The sequence below is a fragment of the Vineibacter terrae genome (assembly GCF_008039615.1).
Classification (GTDB): Bacteria; Pseudomonadota; Alphaproteobacteria; order Reyranellales; family Reyranellaceae; genus Vineibacter; species Vineibacter terrae.
Window position 1 is genome coordinate 68,835 of record NZ_VDUZ01000013.1, and the last position, 17,338, is coordinate 86,172.

Consider the following 17,338-nt stretch of genomic DNA (forward strand, 5'->3'; position numbering starts at 1 on the left):
AGGGAGATCCCAATGGCCGCAAACGCCAACCGGCTGCAGAAAGTTGTCGCGGATGAAGCGCTACTGTGGGGCGACACCGTCGCCGACAGCTACCACAGCGTGGCCGACTCCCACATGGACGGCCAATGGGACGCGCTGATCAGGCCGGCGCTCTTTGGCATCCCCGTCGACATGAGCCGCTGTGTCGATTTTGCCTGCGGCCGCGGCAGGAACGCCCGCAAGCTGTTGCGGGAAGGCGCGGGCCACGTGATGATGATCGACGTGAACGAAGAGAACATCAGGTTCTGTGCGACAATGGACCCCGGCAAGTCGCGCGCTGTCCTGGTCAACGGCTTCGATCTGGCCGGCATCGATGATGCCACCATCACCTTCTTCTACAGCTTCGACGCGATGGTGCACTTCGACATGGAGATCATCGCCAGCTACATGCCCGAGTTCCACCGGGTGATGGCGCCCGGCGCGCTCGCCTTGCTGCACCACTCCAACTACGATGCGAACCCCGGCGGCGACTTCCGCCACAACCCCCACATGCGCAACTTCATGACGGCCCGCATCTTCAAGCACCTCTCGCGGAAATGCGGCTTCGAGGTGCTGCGGCAGTGGACGTTCGCTTGGGGTGAGATGCCGGACTGCGATTGCATCACCGTCCTGCGGAAGGGATGAGCAGTGGAAAGCAATCGGAGACGATGACCGTCGCCGTCGCCTGGTACGATCTCAAGGACTGGGAGCGCTGGCAGGAGTTCGGCGTCGGGATATCCTATCCGCAGTGGCTGATCGACGCGGAACTGGTCTGTGACCCCTACGCCGGATGGGCTGCCGCATGATCCGGCTCAACCTACCGCCCGATCTCGCCGTCAAGTCGTAACCGCAAGATCGACAGTACTGCCATGGCAGAGCGGGTGATCGAGATCGCCAAACACCGCGACAAGGTACGAGGCAGTTGAATGGACATTTTCAGACGCAAGCAGCAGGTACCGGCCGTGGCTGGCCCAGCAGAGGCGCACGCCAAGACCTTCGGCGTATCGGCCGTACCGCGCGTCGAGATCGCGCCCGCAGACCAGATGTTCGACACACTGGATCACTACCTGCGCGTCGGTGCCGCGGCGGCTTCGGCAATCCAGTCGTTCACCCGGCCATGGGATGTGACCAATATTCGCCAGATCCTGGATTTCGGCTGCGGCCATGGTCGCGTGCTGCGATGGCTTCGCGCGATCTATCCGGAGGCAACGATCGTTGGCGCCGACATCACCGAGGATGGCGTCAAGTTTTGTGCCGAGACGTTTGGCTCGGTGCCGCTGATTTCCAGCACCAACATTGATGAGATCAAGCCAGGCCGGACGTTCAACCTCATCTTTGCGGGGTCGGTGATCACACACCTCGACGAGCCGAAGTCGCGCGCCCTGCTCGACAGGTTTCTGTCCTGGCTCAATCCCGGTGGCCTGATGGTCTTCAGCTCCCACGGCGCTACGGCCGTGAGATACCAGGAATCGGGGCAGATCGATTACATGTTCGGCGAAGGCACTGCCCAACCAGCCATTGACGCCTACCGCAAGCATGGCTTCGGTTATCTTGACTACGCTGCCACATCGGGCTACGGCGTCTCCTTCATCAATCCGACGTGGTTTGCCGAGTTCGCGGCAGCCAATGCCGCGATCAGCATGTTCGGCGTGATCGAGTTCGGATGGGACTTTCATCACGACATCATTGCGCTCAGGCGGGCTTGACTGCTGGATCGAGCAGCACGTAGGCCGGCCCGACCACCAGCGGACCGTATCCCTTGGCGATCAGCTGCTTGATGAGCTCGCAGTTACGACGCAGCCTGATCCTTCATCTTGCGCAGCGCGAAGATGCTTTCGTTGACCACGGTCATACCGGCCTCAACGCGAAAGCCGATCAGACCAGCCCCGGCAGCCAACATCGCGGCAAAACCGTCATAGGTCCAAGCGTGGACGTGCACGTCCATGCCGCCCTCGCAAATTTGACGGGCTGTGGCTGGGATCTGGTGCTCCGGGATAGGCGGTGACCACGTCGGATGCACAAACCGGCAGTGTTCCTCATAAGCCTGAAGACGGGTCGACTCGCCGCCATCCTCAAAATCCCGAAGGATATGCTCTACTGTCGTTTCCGGCCGCTTACAATCGAAGGTGAAGCGCATATCAGGCGCGGCGATGAGGTGAACGCCGTTTGGCTTCAGTGTGCGCATCGCCGCGGCGATCGACCCGAGCGGGTCGAACAGGTGCTCGATCACATGTGCGGACAGAACGAAATCGCAAGACTCGTCGGCAACGCCAGCATAGGTCTGCGCGTCGATGGTTCGGTCGACACTGGGGCTGCCGGCTTTATCGAAGTAGCGCTGCAGTTCTGCATCATTCCGGATGTCACCGTACAGGATGGTTACGCCTTGTGGCACTGGCCACGGTCGCGTGCCGGCGCCGACTTCGATGCCTGTCCCGTGCACGAAAACGGCAGCCATGCCGGCACGCGCACCGCGGATTTCAGCATCCAGACGCTCCTGATACGCACGCCGGCTCTCGGCGTGTAGAGCGGCGCAGCGCTTTGCCAGATCGTCGTGCGGATGGGTCGCCCAGAAGGCCGGATCTTCGTCTTCGTTCGTCGTGCCGGAATCCTGGTGGGTGCCGTGCTCAGTGCGCCGCTTCGCGCGACGGACCGCCCATGCTGCGCTTCGCGAAATGAAAGACGCCCAAGTTTGCACCATCGCGCTCCATTTCTGCTTCGCGTGAGCCTCAAGGATACACTAGCTTCGCGCAGCCTGACGCGGCCGAGGCACCAGAGCAACAGGGATCATGAGCGTCACAGTGAGCCACGCAGGTCTTAGGCGAGCAGGAACGGCAGAGGGTACGCCAAGTTCGAAAGGTGCAGACGGAATCATTCGATCTCGATTAGTCCCGCTACGACGCTCTCCGGTCGTGCGTTGCGGTTAAAGGCGATGATCTCGAGTTCGTAGATGCCGGGTTCGAGGTTTTCAGTGGTGAGGGAGCACTCTATGCCCGAGTGCAGGAGCGCGTCGTTCGAGAAGTGCGCCGCGACGTCTGGCCGCTCGATCGGCGGGAGAGATTCCGAGCGCATATCGGACTTGCCCGCAAGGCGAATGGCGATTGTGTCGAACGATGCGTCTCGGTCTCGAGGTACGGCCCATCCTCTGACCGTCAGACCTTGCTTCCGGTTGACGTTGGTCGGATGGGAAGTGCTGGGGCGTGAACCGTTGATTGCGTCTACATGCGCGATGACGTTTGGTGCCCGGAGCGTCAGGCGAGGGCGGCGCGCGAATTTGGAGACCGCAACGAGGACATCGAGACCGGATTGCAGCGTCCGTCGAGTCCTGATCGCCAGGATTCGGGACGACTGGCGCAGGGTCGGCAGCGACCCGTGTGGGCGGGCTTTGGTTTCCACCGAGGGGCCTCGTGACTCGGTTGTCGGCGGTGTAGGCAGCGGACCGTCGGTCAGCACTATCCTTACGCCAGACAGGTAACGCACAAGCCGCACGCCCGCGTGAAGGGTGACGACAACGCCGTACACATCTGCCTCGATGACGGATAGGTCGATGTGCGCCGTCGACCAAACCAGATCGGTTGCGCGAATGGTGCTGTCCTGCAGTGGAATCCGGTATTGCTTCGACCCGACCACGACAACCTCGAATGGTCGGGATCTCGAGCGCACGGGTACACCCACGGCCATGGCGAGGGTTCGTTTGACCGGCGGCAGCCGCAACACGCGCGGTCGCGAGATCGATTGCAGGACCTCGCCAAGCACGATCGAGATGCCGTGATCGGCATCTGCCATGGCGGGGGCGGTCGCCACGGTATCTCGCCCCGTCAGAAGCTCGGGTGGCGTCAGCGGCTGGCGCTGCTCAATGCCGACGGCGATTGAATTTCCCCGCAAAGGGTTGTCGTCGTAGGCGGCCGTCGGGCTGGACCAGTTCCCGTTGTTGAAACGAATGTTCAGATCTTCGAGAAGCAGCGTCCGTCCCTTTCCGGCAGGGATGGACGTCTGGTGCGCGGGCTGCCGACTACAGAGCCGATTGTAGAGGTCATCCAGCCTTGCGAAATGCCGATCGTGGTCGCTCAACAGCCGGTCGAGGCCGTAGCGCATGCCTGCCAGCACTGAACGATCGTTGACCAGACGATATAGAATACCGATCAGGTCGAAGGGGTGGTTGGCATCGACGACAAAGCCGTCGATGCCGTCCCTGACGCGCTCGGCGAGCGCGCCATAGCCGAGCACGATCGGCACAAGCCCGGCAGCTCGTGCTTCGTCAACGCCAAGGCAGTAGGTTTCGGGCCAAATCGAGAAATGGAGGGAAACGTCTTTTCCCCGCAGCTTATCCGGCAGCTGACGCAGTTCGTATTCGCCGTGGACACTGACATTGCCGAACTCGCGCTGGTCTTGGATGCGCGCAAACTTGTCGTCGACCCGCCCCAGGATGTGGATATCGATGGGAGCGTGCGCCAACCGCTGAAAGATGCCGATCAGAAGCTCGGCGCCCTTTGGCTGGGTGAAATTGCCCAGAACGGCGACCTGCAGCCGGCGGGTAGACTCGCGCCCTGAGTCGTCAGCGCCGCCGCGCAGCGCGCCCAGCTCCCGCAGCGTGTCGGCGCGGGCTGAGTTGCCGATGACATGATGCTTGTTGGCAGGGAGGTCAGGGTAGATCTCCATGAACTTCCGGCGCGTGTATTCGACGCTGTGGACGATCGCGTCCATGCGATCCAGCATCTGCGACATCACCCAGCGCCGCCGAGCCTGAGCGCCAGGTCGGGCGAGGCCGCGTGTGCCCAGGCAGGCATCGCAAACGTCGGTCCGGTCGTCGCGGATCCGGCAATATTGCCCGTTCTGGCCGATCAGATTGAACTCGGGGCAGATGCCGAAATAGTCGTGCACGTGGAAGACGCCGGGCACGCCGGCCGCATATGACAGCAGCGGCAGGCCCAACGGATGACCCAGCAGGTGATGGTAGTGGACCAGGTCGATCCGGTGGCGAAACAGTACCTCGAAGAAGGCCTTCTCCCGAAGGCGGTCGCTGGTCACGGTATGATCGATCGGCCCTGCGGCGAAGGATTCCGTCTCCCCCGTGCCCAGGTTGCGCAGAGTCAGCTTGCCGGTGTGCCGGTCCGGGTAGAGCACATGGAAATCATGGTGCGACAGGACCTGGGCGAGGGTTTCCTGGTAGAGTTCCACGCCGCCGAACGGCTGCGAGCCGACAATGTTGTGTGACACCAGAAGCACGCGCTTGCGTGCTGTCGTGGCATGTACCGGACGAGGGTGTGGGCCGTTTCGCTTCACAGCCGCCACGAGCTCTGCCACCCGGTGCTCGTAAAGATGCTCTGCCAGGGTCCGCCGACGCGCAGCCTCGGCGATCCGCCGGCGTGCATCAGGATCTTCGACCAGGCGCCGGATCGCGGCCGCCGCCTCGCTGACCGTTTGCGCAACGAGGATCTCCTCGCCGGCATTGAAGTAGGCGGCGATGTCCGGGCGCTCCGTCAGGTAGACCTGAGCGGCGCCTGCCAGCGCGTGCTCGAAGACGCGGGGCGGCGGCGTGCTGCCCGCGATGTCCGGCGCCGGTCCGGCCGAGAAGCCGCGGTCCAATGTCAGGGCGACGACCGACCTGTTGGCCATGCGGGCAAATTCGCGTGGCGGCAATCGGAAGTCGGTGATGAGATCGAGGTCACCGAGGTGGAAATCCGGCAGGAACGGGTTACCGCTGAGTCCGATCTTCTTTCGCAGCGATCGCGGCAGCATGGCCAGGAGCGCGTTCAGGGTGTCCACCCGATCCGGCCAAGCCGTGCCCACAAAGAAGAGATCGAAGAGGAAATCCGTCGGCTTGCTCGCTACCGGACAATCGTGGAACAGAGTGGAGGCGGCGAGCGGCAGATGCAGCACGTCCACGGGGTACCGCTGCTTGGCATTGGCGTCGTTGGTGGCGACGATGTCGAAGAGATGCGCCAGCTCGACGTTGCGCTGCAGCTCGTACGGGTCCTCAGTGACCCACAGCGCCGCCGTTCGGGCATGCTTGATCGCGCGCTCCAGCGGTTCGACGATGGCGCCGCCGCCACCGATCGCCAGCAGCAGGTCGATCTGCTCGTCGGCGCAATGGCGTGCGACGTCGGCGTAGGTCGGCAGGGACACGCGCGCGATGCTGGAATGGCGGCGCAGCGCATCGGCGACGGCCAGCACGATGTAGCGGTTCCGTGTCTGGGGGTCGGTCCCGAAGACGGCAACCTTCAAGCCGTCAGCCATGCGTCTTGTCTTCCGAACGCGCCGCCGCGCCTGCCGGGTTGAACAGCCTGTTTCTCTGCAGGACATCCAGCATGGCCAGCATGCGATGGTCGTAGGTATGCTCGGCGCGCGCCCGGGCCTGGGCGCGGTCTGCGAGCGCCGTCGCGGCATCGGGGTCGCCGCGAACGTGGTCTACAATGTCGGCGAACTCTCCCACCGAGCTGAAGGCCAGGATCTCGGTGTCGCGCGCAAAATAGTCGAACAGCTCCACCGATTCGAGAAAGGCGGCTTGCACACAGCCCGCCGCTGCCGCCTCGAACAGCCTGGGCCCAGGCGTGGAGGGGACGAGGTCGTACTGGCGATTGCCGATGTTGAACTGTCGGCCGATGTTCAGGACGATCCGCGCCGCGGCGTAGCGGTCGATCATGGCCTCCGGGCTGAGCCGCTCATTGCGGCAGAACGGCAGTCGCTCATCCCAGCCATCGCCCCGGATCTCGGTCGCACAGGCGCGCAGCACGTCACGGATGGTCGAGACGACAGTCCGCCGGTTGGGATAGCCGACGCCGCAGAAGAACACATCGGTGCCGCGTTCCCGGATCGGCACGATTGGCCGGAAGTGCCGCGTGACATCAGCGGCCAGCGGCAGGTGGCTGACAGCCGAGGTGCGGTAGAAATCGATCGTCGCGCGATCGCTGGTGAAAATCCAGTCGCAGCCGCCTTCGATCTTCCAGTTGTAGTCGAATTCGTACGGATCGTCGTGCAGCCAGTAGACTAGGGGCGCCTGCACCCGGCGGCACGCGCGGGCCACCGCGGCGTAGTCCACGTGGTCGGGGACCACGCTGCCGATCCCGATAACGAGGGCCGGCTTCAGGGCAAGGACGGTCTCCCGTGCCAGGCTGGCCGACGTGCGTGCGACCTTGACATCCAGCAGGCGCGCCAATGCCTCGGATGCGTAGAGTTCGAGCGACGCATTCCGGTTGAGCGCGTCAGGAAGCGTGCTGAAGACGACCACGAGTGTACCGTGCCCACCACGGGCCACCTCGTGCCGTATAGTGTCGACAGTTGAACTCATGCGCAGCCCAGTCCCCAGCCGCCGGCGCGGCCACCGATTGGATCGTGCACCGGTTGGTCGGTCCCTGCCTCAGGCCATGTGATTGCGTACGCCAGTGATGGCAGCGCAGAGGGCGGCCCAGACAGTGAAGGCCCCCAGCAACGTCAGCGTCGTGAACAGGATCGGTCTGGGGTAGCGCGACTCCTGGGGCAGCGATGGGCGCACGAACGTGGCGAGGTAGACCAGCTGCCGCTCGCTGGCGATGCGCGCCATCTCGAGCGCCGCGGCCGCAACCGCGTACTGGCGCTCGGCGACCCTGCGCTCGAGATCCTGTTGTGCGAACTTGGTAAGCGATTCAGAGAGAACCTTGCTGTCGGCCGCTGTGCTGACCCGCTGTGTGGTGAGCTTGGCTTCCAGCTCTGCGATCTGGTCCTTCAGAGCGCCGAGGCGGGCGCTGAGGGTGCGCATCTGCGGGGCTGAGGTCGCGACATATTTGAGCTGCGTCTCGTATTCCTGCTGCAGCCGGAGGCGCTCGCCCTGCAGGGCCGTGATCAGATCGCCCAGGGCCTTGCCCTGTTGGGTGGCATCCAGCGTGCCCTCCGTGTTGCGCACCTTCTGGTACTCGATGCGCGCCCGGCTGAGCCGCTCAGCGCTACGCTCGAACTCGCGCTCGGCGTCGGCCACGGTGGCGCGCAGCATGCGGCCGTTCATGTCGTTGACCAGCGCCTCGCTAAGCTCGATCACGGTGTCGGCGATGCGCTTGGCGTCCTCGGCGCTGAAAGCGCGGACCGTAAAGTCCACAATGCCCGACTGGATCTGGATGCGGGTATCGGTCATGGACTTCCAGTATTTCACAAGCTTCTCAATGGACTTCTCCCGATCGAAGCGGGCGAACCAGTCGACGTCATCGGCGCTGTAGAGACTGCGCAATCCGATACGCTGCTCCAGGGCGTCCACAAGCGCGCGGCTCTCCATATAGCTCGTCACCACCTGGGTGTCCTGGGCGATCTTGGCCAGTGGCATACCCGTCAACGCGCCCATGCCGTCGATCTTGGGAAGCTCGCCCGTGCGCACGGCAAATTTTGCTTCCGCGACGTACTGCGGCGAGGCGATGAGGCCGAAATAGGCACCCGCGGTGAGGGTGGGCGCGACCACGACCAACGCAAAGCTGACCATGAAGATCGTCCGGAACAGCCGTGCGTGACGCCGCATCCGGAACGTGCCGGTTCCGAAGGCTCGGCGACTGCGCTTCGACATGCGGAAGCGGCGGGCCGTCTCCGCCAGGGAGCGCGACATCAGTTCGGCCCGGCGCAGGGCAGGCGCCTTCTCGTCAGGAGGCGAAACCTCGTTGTCGCTCATGCTCTTGCCCTTCTACCGCGTGCGCTGCCCTGGAACCGTCCCAAACCTGACACTAACCTGCCCGGCACGCCGGCTAGCGGTTCAAGCGATTGTACACCTCGATCGCCTTATCAACATTGTCAAACTGCATGAGGTGACCATCGACAAGAACCGCGCCCCGACGACAATAGGACTTTATTGTGGCCATGGAGTGGGAGACGACAATCAGATCGGCTTTCTCCCGACGGGCGGCAAAGGCATCTTCACAGCGCCGCTGGAAGCGCATGTCGCCGACGCCGGTGATCTCGTCGACCAGATAGCAGTCGAATTCGATGGCCATCGAGAGGCCGAATGCAAGCCGCGCTATCATACCCGAAGAATAGGTGAGCACGGGCGCGTCCAGATAGTCGCCCAGCTCCGAAAAATCCTCGACAAAGCGCACCACGCGGCGCACATCCTCGCCATAAATGCGCGCAACGAATTTGAGATTATCGCGGCCGCTCACCTGGGGATGGAAGCTGCCACCAAAGCCTAAGGGCCAGGAGACCCGGACGTTGCGCCGGATGTGACCGGCGTTGGGCAACTCGGTCCCCGCGATCAACCGCAGGGTTGTCGATTTCCCGGCCCCATTCACACCCAGCAGGCCATAAGACCAGCCAGTCTCGAAGACAGCCGAGACGTTGTCGAGCACGACCTTCATGTGCTGCGGCGTCTTGTAGAACTTGAATACGCTATCGAGCTGGATCATTTTGCCACAAAATCTCGCTCAGTATTCTAGCATGGGCGGCCGCGGAATCGAGACGCGGACCTGATACGGTAGGTCGATGCACATCTCAACTGGTACCACGCAGTCGACATTCGCGCTGCTACAACTTCAGTTCCGCGTCATCGTCGCCATCATGCTGCGCGACATCAGGACCCGGTTCTTCGGGCATGGGGTAGGCTATCTGGTGATGATCGGATGGCCCCTGGTCCACATTCTGATCCTGCTAGCCATCTTCACGCTGCTCGGCCGCAGTACACCCTACGGTGAAAGTCTGACCCTGTTCTTTGCCACCGGGCTGGTACCCTTTATGGCGTACAGCTACATATCCCGTTGGACGATGATGGCGCTGATCTTCAACAAGGCGCTACTGGCGTTTCCCGTCATCAAGACGCTGGACGTGCTGTTTGCGCGCACTCTGCTCGAGGCCCTCGGCCATTTCTGCTCCATCATCTTGTTGCTGTTCATCCTCTGGATGTTCGGCATCGATTTCATGCCCATGGATCTCGTCCAGGCCTGCTATGCGCTGGGCGCCGCCATGCTGCTGGGCGCCGGGTTCGGCATCGTCAACGGTATCATCGCCATGGCCGTTCCGACCTGGGGCACCGGCTATGCTCTGGTGATCGTGGCCATGTACATGATCTCGGGGATCTACTTTGTGCCCAGCGCGATGCCGGAAATCGTTCGATATCTCCTGTCGTTCAATCCTGTGCTCCAGACCGTCGAATGGATGCGCTCGGCGTACTACGAGGGCTATTCGACCATCCTCGACAAGAGTTATGCTATCTGGTTCGGCTTGGTGCACATTTCCGTGGGTCTTGTTATCGAGCGCTTTGTTCGTGGGCACCTTCTGATGGCGAGATAACCGGTATATAGCCGACGCTTCCGGCGTTCTACGAGACCGAAACCCGCGCCACGGCAAGCTGCGCTGATGTTCCCATTCTTGAGCCTGTCCGCCGTCGGCGCCAAGCGGACGGGGCTGTCCACTTGGCAGGCCACAGCCGACAGGGTGGTGTTCACGGTCCGCCCGCGCTTCGGGCTTGCGCGCTATTGCGTGCTGTTCCTCGCCGCATCGGACAGTCCGCTGAATTCATGCCTGGAGGTAAACTACGGACCAGACCGGGCACCTGACGTCCGCAAGCTGAACCACGCCGGCCTTGGCATTTACGCGATCTCCGGCTCCTCAGTCAGACACGTCCGGCTGGTCCTGTCAGGTCGACCGGTGCGCTTCAGGTTCTGGGCCCGCGTGGCGCGCAGCCGGCATGCCGTGCAGCGGATGGTTGCCAGTTCCATCGAGGGAATGATGGCCGGAAAGGGGCCTGCGCCGGTCTGCGAGATCTTCAGCGACGCAGAGGACCGGCACGGCTTCGTGGCGCCGGCGAAGCGGCGGTTCAAGGGCAACGCCCAGCACTACGTGAAAGTGCTTACCATGGCGGCCCTGACCCCGGTCGAGGCCCAGACGCTCGCCTCACCCGAACTGCAGTTGTCCTTCGTCGTACCTGTTTATAACACCTCGGCACGGCACCTGGACGATCTCTATGCCTCGTTCCGCGCCCAGCCCGAAGGAACGGCCGAGCTGGTCCTGAGCGACGACGGCTCGACCTTAAGCGAGACACGCACTTGGCTGTCGGCACACGCAAACGCGCCGTTCGTGAAGATGGTTGCCAGTCGCGATAATCGCGGCATCGCGGCCGCAACGAACGCCGGCATTGCGGCAGCGCGCGGTGCTTGGGTCGGGCTGGTCGATCACGACGATGCGTTGTCTCCGTTTGCCGTGGCCCGCATCCTGGACGCCCTGCACGAGCACCCTGAGGCGGCGTTCCTGTACACCGACGAGGTGATCACGGACGGGGCGCTGAAACCCGTCGGCTACCATATGAAACCAGCCTACGACCCTGTGCTGCTGTCGGGCGTCAACTACATCAACCACCTTTCACTTTATCGCCGCGCCCGGCTACTGGCGATCGGTAGCTTGCGATCAGGGTTCGACGGCTCGCAGGATTACGATCTCCTGCTGCGGTATCTAGCCGGACTGCCGCGCCACGAGATACTGCATCTGCCTTTCCCAGCTTACCTGTGGCGGCGGCACGACCAGAGCTTCTCCACAACGTCGCTTGACCGTGCGCTGAAGAGCGCACGACAGGCGCTGGGGGAGCAGTACGGGTCGCCCGAGGCGCCGCTGCCGATTGAAGGAGCAATCGCGCCGACGCTGCACCGGTTGCGCTTCGACAATGCCATAAAGGCGTGGCCGAAGGTGTCCATCATCATTCCCAGCCGGGACTCGTACGAGCTGATCTCTCGCCTGCTCGAGGACCTGACGACGCGGACCGACTATCCTGAGCGCGAGATCATCGTGGTCGACAACGGGACGACGGATGCGCGTGTGCTGAAGCTCTACGAGCAGGCTCGCGCGCAGGTGCCAGGTTTCCAGGTCGAGATCAAACCAGAGGCCTTCAACTTCTCGCGGCAGGTCAATCGCGGCATCCGGCTTGCCGCGGGCGAGCATGTCCTGCTGCTGAATAACGACATCAAGGTCACGGATTCCCAATGGCTGCGGGAGATGGTCTCGTGCCTGGCCTATCCGCGTACTGGCATTGTCGGCGCACGCTTGCTCTATCCCGATCGGTCACTACAGCACGCGGGCGTGATCGTGGGGCTGTCTGGCCTAGCGGGGCACTGGTACCATGCCAAGCCGCAGGATTTTCCCGGGATGATGGGCCGGCTCCACGTGCGGCAGTCGCTGTCGGCTGTGACGGCCGCCTGCATGCTGATTTCGCGGGCGTGCCTGGACGAGGTCGGCTTGTTCGACGAAGAAGTCTTTGCTGTCGCCTACAATGATGTCGACTACTGCCTGCGTGCCGGTAAGCGCGGCTACCGGATCGTATGGACGCCGTTCGCCACGCTGGTCCACTACGAATCTGTTTCGCGGGGCAGCGACGAGTTGCCGGCCAACATGGCTCGCTTCGCACGCGAGAAGGCCGCCTTGCGCGAACGCCACGCGACGGACCGGTTCGAGGATCCGGCATTCAGCCCGTGGTTCAACCGCGGCCACTCCGATGGACGCCTTATCCTGTTGGACCGGCTACCGGAACCGCGCTAGGAGAATGCGACCGTCCGGATGTTGCTCATGTCGCCACTGTGCCGGTATGCCGGCGCCGCCTTAGACAGGGAGAAGCCGCTTGCTTGCCAGACTGCTCCGCACCGCGTCGAGCTTGGTGGGGTTCGAGCCCCTGCATCGTAGCGGTCCCGGCAAGAGGCGAAATTCGTCCGGCGGCCGGCGAGCCGACGCGGTTCTGGACCAGTATGTCGATGCCATGCCCTGTGCCCAGAATGCCATCGACGTAGTGCCGGGCTGGAACCTTGCGATGCCGCCGCATGTCGGGGCAGCAGCGGGTGATACTCCCCTGTATCAAGATGCCAGGATTCCGTGGTGCCTGGAGCAGTTCGGATCCATCGCCGGCCGCAAGGTCCTCGAGCTGGGGCCGCTGGAGGGCATGCATACCTATCTGCTGGATCAGCAGCAGCCGGCCTTCATCCACGCGATCGAGGCGAACAGGCTGGCGTTTCTGCGCTGTTTGATCACCAAGGAGCTGTTGGAGATCAAGCACGCGAAGTTCATGCTCGGGAACTTCCTGCCCTGGCTCGAACAGACTGACGTCAGGTACGACCTGATCGTCGCATCGGGCGTGCTCTACCACATGAGCAACCCCGTGCACCTGCTGGAGCTGATCGGTCAACGCTCCGATGCGGTCTACCTGTGGACGCACTGTTTCAGCGAACAGGCGATGCCCAATGGGGATCCGCGACGCGAGGCCTTGTCCGGCGAGGTCGAAGCGATCGGCTTTCGTGGGCTCAACGTGCCCCTGTACCGTCGCGGCTATCACAATGCGTGGAAGGCCAAGGCGTTCTGCGGCGGGATGCACGACCGCCACTATTGGATGGAAAGGGACGATATCCTAAGAATCCTGGGCCTGTTGGGCTTCGACGACATCCGCATGGCTCACGATCAGCCTGACCATCCCAATGGCCCGGCATTCTCGGTGTTCGCCCGACGGTCCGCTCCGGGAGCTTGACCGGTACGGGGAACTCGGCATCACTCGGCGCTCGATCTTGACGGGACGGAAATCCTGACAATCGGCGATGTGTGGCGTCGCAACTGCGTCGTGGCGGGCTGATTGACGGCTGCACCGTTTCACCCCAGCGCCGTCCGTATCGACGCCAGCGACAATGATGGATGAAAGCAGGGATCGTCGCGCAGCCGGTGGTGCCAGCGCTCGGCGAAGAACGCGCGCTCGGCGCGGTAGCGCTGGTCCTGCGCCGCCGTGCGGCCGCGGCTGGCCGACTCGCGGTGCACCAGCGCGGCGGCGGGCTCCAGCAGCGTGCGCCAGCCGCGGTCGGCCAGGCGCAGGCAGAGGTCGATGTCGTTGAGCTCGACCGGCAGGTGCTCGGCGTCGAAGCCGCCGACGGCGTCGAACTTCGCCTTCTCGACCGCCAGGCAGGCGGCGGTCACGGCCGCGACCTCGTGCGGCACGGCGCGGCGGCCCAGGTAGCCCGGGTCGTCGCCCGGCGCGCCGCTGTCGCCATGGCCCGACACGCCGCCCAGGCCGATCACGACGCCGCCATGCTGCAGGCGGCCGGACGGGTAGAGGAGCCGGGCGCCGACAGCGCCGATGTCGGGGCGGGCGGCCCAGGACAGCAGGCGTTCCAGCCAGAGGCCATCGCGCGCCTCGACGTCGTTGTTCAGGAACACCAGGACCGGCGCCCGTGCCGTGCCCGCGGCCTCGTTGCAGAGAAGGGCGAAGTTGAACGGGCCAGGCCGCTCGAGCACCCGCAGGCGCGCATCCTGCGCCGTGAGCGTGGCGTAAAGCTGCCGCGTCTTGGCCTCGGTGCTGCCGTTGTCCACGATCACGATCTCGATCTCGATGCTGCCCGGCTCGGCCAGCAGCCCCAGGCTGCGCACGCAGGCCGCCAGCAGGTCGGCCCGGTCCTTGCTGGGGATGATGATGGTGGCGGCGGGGACGTCGGGAAAATGGCCGGCGGCGTGGCGCACGAACAGGCTGCCATGAGCCGGCCCTTCGGGCCGGTGCGCCACTGGCGTGGCGCGCTCCCGGCGTGTCAGCAGCACGCGCCTGATGTGCGCGACCTCGGCCGCCTGCGCCTGGGCCAGCACCGCCCGCAAGCCGGCCGCGCCCACCAGGTCGCCGGCGCAGGCGGCGTCGAGCCGGGCCAGCCAGGGGCTGCGCACGAACAGGGCGCGGCCGACATAGCCGCCGGCGGCCTCGAAGGTCGGGCTCCAGTCCGGCTTCAGCCGTGGATCGACGTGGCGGCCGGCCATGTCGATGGCCTCGTCGTCGCCGTAGAAGACGGTGGCCGCCGGCTGCGCCGCGGCGCGCTCGGCCAGCACGGCCAGGGCGTAGGGCGGCAGGATGTCGCCGATGTCGATCGCGGCGACGAGATCGTCTGTGGACAGATCGTCGTGCAGCGCCGACGCGGCGTCGTGCGCGGCGAGCAGGCGCAGGCGTTCCGATCCAGACGCGGCGCCAAGCGTGGTGGCGCCCGCCGCCTCGGGCGCCACCACGGCCAGCGACCAGCGCGGGTAGGGCTGCCGGGCGAGCTGCTCCAGCAGGGCAGGAACGCGCTGCAGCGCCTGGCTGGTCGCGGCGCCGGCGATGATGCGCACATGCGGCCCACTGGACCAGTCGCTGCGCGGCGCATCCAGGCCGTCGGGATCGAAGTCCCGCCAGCGCTCCCGGCGCCAGGTGTCGTAGTGCGCGAGCGGCGTGCTGGCCAGGGCGCGCGCCAGCAGGCGATCGGCTTCCTGCCGGCGGCCGATGAGCCTCGCGCCGATCGCCTCCAGCACGCGGCCGGGATGGCGCGGCCACAGACTGGACACAAGCGCGCGCCGAGACAGCAGCCGGCAGTGCTCGATCTCGAACCCGAACCGTCCCTCCCTGTCGACCGGCGCGATCAGCAGCGCCTGGGCGTCGTGCGGAACGCGGCCGATCCAGGCCGCCCGGCCGAACAGGGGCGCGGGCGCGAGCTGGTCGTGGTGGCCGCCCGCGGTCACGAAGCGCAGCAGCGGGCGCGCCAGCCTGTCGTGGTAGCTGCAGCGATAGGCCAGCGATATCCAGCGTCCGGCGGGAAGGCCGGCCGCGAAGCGGGCCTGCAGCCAGGCGGTTCCGGCCTGCGCAACGAAGCTGGCGCCATCGCGGCGGACATTCTCGCCCGGCTCGAGCTGCACGGCGTGCGATGCCGGTCCGGCGCATCTCGAGGCGGGCGACGCGATCATCGGCGATACATGCCAGAGTGCTGCCGGCGCTTGCAATTCCTGTCCGACCGGCCTAACGGCTGGATGACATGGCGACGCTCACGCGCAGAACGGAGGCCCGTAGCGGGCGTCTCCTCGACATATCCCGACTCCTGTCGCGCCTGCACCGCAAGACGCCCACCGGCATCGATCGCGTCGAGCTCGCCTATGTCCGGCACTATCTCGACCACGCCGCGGCCGGAGGCTGGGACGTGCGGTTCGCCCTCACGACCCCGTTCAACACCGGGCTGCTGGCGCGCGGGCTGGGCGAGAACATCGTGCGCAGCGCCGTGCAGCGCTGGTGCGCGGGGACGGACGATCCGGCGTCCGAGGCCGCCTATCGCGCCGTGTGCGACGTGCTGGCCAGGCCGCTGGACACGGACCCTGCGTGCGCGGCGGACCGCACGCCGCATCGCGCGATCAAGCGCGCGCAGGCCTCGCCCGACATCCTCGACAAGCGCACCGAGGCGCTGATCGCGGCCGCCTATGCGCAGGCGGCCGTGGCCGGGCCCGCGGCCGCGCGGCGACGGGATGCGTCGTGGTGGTACCTCCATGCCTCGCACATCAACCTCGACCACCCAAGGCGCCTGCAATGGCTGCAGGCGGCCGCGCTGCCCAGCATGTTCCTGCTGCACGACCTCATCCCGATCAGCCATCCCGAGTATTTCCGCCCTGCGGAGGATGCGCATCATCGGCTGCGGATGCAGACGCTGGCGCGCCGCGCCGCGGTCGTGATCTTCAATTCGCGGATGACCGGCGATGCCTGGGACGCCCATGTCGATGCCGCCGGCCTCGCGCGGCCGCGCGGCGCGGTCGTGCCGCTGGGGATCGAGGAGACGTTCTGCGCCGGCCGCGACGGCCCGGCGCCGGCAGCGGCGGCGCCGTACTTCGTCGTCGTGGGCACCATCGAGGCGCGCAAGAACATATCCTTCCTGCTGCATGTCTGGCGGCAATGGACCCGGGACGGGCGCACGCCGCCGGCGCGGCTGGTGGTCGTCGGCCGCCGCGGCTGGGAGAGCGAGAACGCGATCGACCTGCTCGAGCGCAGCACGGCCCTGGCCGCGACCGTCGTCGAGGTCGCGGAGCTGGGCGATGTCGGGCTGGCGGCGCTGCTGCGCGGCGCGCGCGCGCTGCTGGCGCCGTCGCTGGTCGAGGGCTTCGGCCTGCCCATCGCCGAGGCGCTGGCGCTGGGCGTGCCGGTGATCGCCTCGGACATCGCCGCCCATCGCGAGGTCGGCGGCGCGTTCGCCGAGTATGTCGACCCGATCGACGGGCCGGGCTGGCTCGCGATGCTGGATGCGTACGTGCAGCCCGACGCGCCGCGCGCCGCTGCCATGCGGCGCAAGGCGCGCTGCTATCGCCCCACCACATGGGCCGAGCACATCGGCACCGTGGAAGCGATCCTCGCCGGCGCGGTATGATGTGCACGCATCATTGTCAGGCGGATGTCAAGCATGACGGCGCTGAAACCGGGCCTACAACCAGTGCGATACCGCAAAAAAGACAAAATACCGAAACGGCCGCTGAATGTTTCTTCAGCACGCCGCAAATGATCCAGAGATTACACAAGATTACAAATGACGCCTGCTGCGGAATTGGTCTATGACGACTCGGTCTTGCACGTTTTTTGCACCCTACATTTGCACCC

General features: G+C 65.1%; 13 protein-coding genes. 7 read left to right on the top strand and 6 right to left on the bottom strand.

Features of this window, described 5'->3' with window-relative positions; translation table 11 throughout:
• Window positions 1-12: 12 nt before the first annotated feature.
• The 3 genes from FHP25_RS13595 (at window position 13) to FHP25_RS13600 (ending at window position 1,724) form a co-directional block, all read left to right on the top strand.
• Window positions 13-663 (top strand): class I SAM-dependent methyltransferase, encoded by a 651-nt coding sequence (locus tag FHP25_RS13595; protein ID WP_147847476.1) that lies wholly within the window; start codon window positions 13-15, stop codon window positions 661-663.
• On the top strand, window positions 660-824 hold the full coding sequence (locus FHP25_RS40790; RefSeq protein WP_178133510.1) for a hypothetical protein: 165 nt from the start codon (window positions 660-662) through the stop codon (window positions 822-824). Before FHP25_RS13595 ends, FHP25_RS40790 begins: the two co-directional genes overlap by 4 nt.
• A 120-nt stretch (window positions 825-944) precedes the next feature.
• Window positions 945-1,724 carry a class I SAM-dependent methyltransferase gene (locus FHP25_RS13600; RefSeq protein WP_147847477.1) on the top strand — a complete coding sequence of 260 codons (780 nt, stop codon included), beginning with the start codon at window positions 945-947 and terminating at the stop codon, window positions 1,722-1,724.
• Window positions 1,725-1,807: 83 nt separating this feature from the next.
• Here FHP25_RS13600 and FHP25_RS13605 read toward each other — a convergent pair whose 3' ends face one another.
• The 5 genes from FHP25_RS13605 to FHP25_RS13625 form a co-directional block, all read right to left on the bottom strand.
• Window positions 1,808-2,716 (bottom strand): methyltransferase domain-containing protein, encoded by a 909-nt coding sequence (locus FHP25_RS13605; protein ID WP_147847478.1) that lies wholly within the window; start codon window positions 2,714-2,716, stop codon window positions 1,808-1,810.
• A 170-nt stretch (window positions 2,717-2,886) separates the two neighbouring features.
• Window positions 2,887-6,252 carry a glycosyltransferase family protein gene (locus tag FHP25_RS13610; RefSeq protein WP_178133511.1) on the bottom strand — a complete coding sequence of 1,122 codons (3,366 nt, stop codon included), beginning with the start codon at window positions 6,250-6,252 and terminating at the stop codon, window positions 2,887-2,889.
• On the bottom strand, window positions 6,245-7,243 hold the full coding sequence (locus tag FHP25_RS13615) for a CgeB family protein (RefSeq protein ID WP_178133512.1): 999 nt from the start codon (window positions 7,241-7,243) through the stop codon (window positions 6,245-6,247). The genes FHP25_RS13610 and FHP25_RS13615 overlap by 8 nt, the downstream gene beginning before the upstream one ends.
• A 129-nt stretch (window positions 7,244-7,372) precedes the next feature.
• On the bottom strand, window positions 7,373-8,641 hold the full coding sequence (locus FHP25_RS13620) for a lipopolysaccharide biosynthesis protein (RefSeq protein WP_147847481.1): 1,269 nt from the start codon (window positions 8,639-8,641) through the stop codon (window positions 7,373-7,375).
• 73 nt (window positions 8,642-8,714) lie between these two features.
• On the bottom strand, window positions 8,715-9,368 hold the full coding sequence (locus FHP25_RS13625) for an ABC transporter ATP-binding protein (RefSeq protein ID WP_147847482.1): 654 nt from the start codon (window positions 9,366-9,368) through the stop codon (window positions 8,715-8,717).
• A gap of 76 nt (window positions 9,369-9,444) precedes the next feature.
• Between FHP25_RS13625 and FHP25_RS13630 the strand changes: the two genes are divergently transcribed.
• From FHP25_RS13630 to FHP25_RS13640, 3 genes are all read left to right on the top strand, one after another.
• Entirely contained in the window at window positions 9,445-10,248 is an 804-nt protein-coding gene (locus tag FHP25_RS13630; protein WP_147847483.1) for an ABC transporter permease, read from the top strand.
• Between the two features lie 78 nt (window positions 10,249-10,326).
• Complete coding sequence (locus FHP25_RS13635; protein WP_218578366.1) at window positions 10,327-12,483, top strand: glycosyltransferase family 2 protein; 2,157 nt, start codon at window positions 10,327-10,329, stop codon at window positions 12,481-12,483.
• A 79-nt stretch (window positions 12,484-12,562) separates the two neighbouring features.
• Complete coding sequence (locus FHP25_RS13640) at window positions 12,563-13,456, top strand: methyltransferase domain-containing protein (RefSeq protein WP_147847484.1); 894 nt, start codon at window positions 12,563-12,565, stop codon at window positions 13,454-13,456.
• 119 nt (window positions 13,457-13,575) lie between these two features.
• Here FHP25_RS13640 and FHP25_RS13645 read toward each other — a convergent pair whose 3' ends face one another.
• Entirely contained in the window at window positions 13,576-15,672 is a 2,097-nt protein-coding gene (locus FHP25_RS13645) for a glycosyltransferase family 2 protein (RefSeq protein WP_147847485.1), read from the bottom strand.
• Window positions 15,673-15,740: 68 nt separating this feature from the next.
• On the opposite strand from FHP25_RS13645, the gene FHP25_RS13650 reads away from it, so the two are divergent.
• On the top strand, window positions 15,741-17,111 hold the full coding sequence (locus FHP25_RS13650) for a glycosyltransferase family 4 protein (RefSeq protein WP_147847486.1): 1,371 nt from the start codon (window positions 15,741-15,743) through the stop codon (window positions 17,109-17,111).
• Window positions 17,112-17,338: the final 227 nt, after the last annotated feature.

What these genes read in the sequence shown, in the direction of transcription:
- FHP25_RS13595 (WP_147847476.1), top strand. Translation starts at nt 13, where the DNA reads ATGGCCGCAAACGCCAACCGGCTGCAGAAAGTTGTCGCGGATGAAGCG.
- FHP25_RS40790 (WP_178133510.1), top strand. Translation starts at nt 660, where the DNA reads ATGAGCAGTGGAAAGCAATCGGAGACGATGACCGTCGCCGTCGCCTGG.
- FHP25_RS13600 (WP_147847477.1), top strand. Translation starts at nt 945, where the DNA reads ATGGACATTTTCAGACGCAAGCAGCAGGTACCGGCCGTGGCTGGCCCA.
- FHP25_RS13605 (WP_147847478.1), bottom strand. Translation starts at nt 2,716, where the DNA reads ATGGTGCAAACTTGGGCGTCTTTCATTTCGCGAAGCGCAGCATGGGCG.
- FHP25_RS13610 (WP_178133511.1), bottom strand. Translation starts at nt 6,252, where the DNA reads ATGGCTGACGGCTTGAAGGTTGCCGTCTTCGGGACCGACCCCCAGACA.
- FHP25_RS13620 (WP_147847481.1), bottom strand. Translation starts at nt 8,641, where the DNA reads ATGAGCGACAACGAGGTTTCGCCTCCTGACGAGAAGGCGCCTGCCCTG.
- FHP25_RS13625 (WP_147847482.1), bottom strand. Translation starts at nt 9,368, where the DNA reads ATGATCCAGCTCGATAGCGTATTCAAGTTCTACAAGACGCCGCAGCAC.
- FHP25_RS13630 (WP_147847483.1), top strand. Translation starts at nt 9,445, where the DNA reads ATGCACATCTCAACTGGTACCACGCAGTCGACATTCGCGCTGCTACAA.
- FHP25_RS13645 (WP_147847485.1), bottom strand. Translation starts at nt 15,672, where the DNA reads ATGATCGCGTCGCCCGCCTCGAGATGCGCCGGACCGGCATCGCACGCC.
- FHP25_RS13650 (WP_147847486.1), top strand. Translation starts at nt 15,741, where the DNA reads ATGGCGACGCTCACGCGCAGAACGGAGGCCCGTAGCGGGCGTCTCCTC.